The 1,068-nt window shown below is 73.4% G+C and carries 2 protein-coding genes and 1 pseudogene; all 3 read right to left on the bottom strand.

Going from position 1 to position 1,068, the window contains the following annotated elements; genetic code table 11:
* Nucleotides 1–512 (bottom strand): annotated as a pseudogene (locus ACI2L3_RS40455) (hypothetical protein); the annotation flags it as partial.
* Between the two features lie 91 nt (nucleotides 513–603).
* Complete coding sequence (locus tag ACI2L3_RS40450; protein ID WP_350749558.1) at nucleotides 604–792, bottom strand: hypothetical protein; 189 nt, start codon at nucleotides 790–792, stop codon at nucleotides 604–606.
* Nucleotides 789–1,068 (bottom strand): hypothetical protein (locus tag ACI2L3_RS40445; RefSeq protein WP_404757463.1); only part of this gene is annotated, 280 nt, incomplete at its 5' end. The genes ACI2L3_RS40450 and ACI2L3_RS40445, both read right to left, overlap by 4 nt.

Below are 1,068 nucleotides of genomic sequence, written 5' to 3'. Positions count from 1 at the left end.
AAGCCGTTCCATACGGCGCTGGTGTGGGTGCGGCCGTCGACGCCGCGGATGTCCGTGAGGATCTCCCCGAACACGGCCGGGAGGGTCGCGTAGTCCACGGGCTGCACGGGGGCCGGGATGCGGGTCAGGACTGCGGAGGACTCCGCCTCTCGGCGGGTGACGATCACCAGGCCCTCCATGTCGAGGACCGCTGTCGTCGTGCTCTGCGGGTCCGTGCCGACCAGTGTCGAGAACCCGGCCACCGTGCCCTCGCGGGCGAGGAGGCGGCCGCGGTGGATCCACTGGCAGCGCAGACGGTCCCGGAGACGCAGGTCGTCGAACGTGCAGGGCTCCCACGGGTCCCCGGCCTGGGGGGTCGGGGTGGGTGCCGGGGTCTGCTCGCCCGCCGGTTCAGGGGTCGGCTCCGCCGGCGCGGGCTCGTGGGTCGGCTCCTCCACGGGGTCGGCCGGGGTCGGCTCGGCCGTCGTGGGTTCCTCCACCGACTCCTCCACGGGATCGATGGCGGCGCTCATGCCCGGGCCTCACGGATCAGCTGGTGGACCCGCAGGCCCGCGAGCGCGGCACCCACGAGGGCGGTGAGTCTGCGGAGGATGGTGTGCGGGTTCATGCTCGGGTCTCCTTGGATGGTGTGGGGGTGACGTTGGGTGCGGGGCGGCGGCGCATGAACCGTTCGAGGTTGGCGCGGTTCTCGTCGACGTTGGGGCGGAGGGCGAGTTCGTTCTTGTTGAGGCGGCCGTGGGTGCGGAGCCGGTCGGCGTGGCTCGTGACGAGTGGGGTCCGGCGGCCGGTCATGACGCGTCCTCCCGCAGGGCGGCGGCCTCGCGGGCGCGGACGATGCACAGGCGGCAGACACCGTTGGTGAGGCCGCGGTTCTTGGCGTGGCAGACCCTGCAGGTGCCCTTGGGCTGGCTGGCCACGAGCGGGGTCGGGCGGGCGGTGTCCTCGGCCTTCTGGCGGCGGTCCTCGGCCCGGGTGATCGCGGACCGGATCGTGGCGACTGCTCGCCCGAACCGCTCCGCGAGGTCGTCGAGGGTGGCCCCTTCGAGGCGGGCTTCGAGGATCGCGTCG

Origin of the sequence: Streptomyces sp. NPDC029674, assembly GCF_044903205.1 — a bacterium.
GTDB lineage: Bacteria > Actinomycetota > Actinomycetes > Streptomycetales > Streptomycetaceae > Streptomyces.
This window is presented reverse-complemented; position numbering and strand designations above follow the sequence as displayed.

What these genes read in the sequence shown, in the direction of transcription:
- ACI2L3_RS40450 (WP_350749558.1), bottom strand. Translation starts at nt 792, where the DNA reads ATGACCGGCCGCCGGACCCCACTCGTCACGAGCCACGCCGACCGGCTC.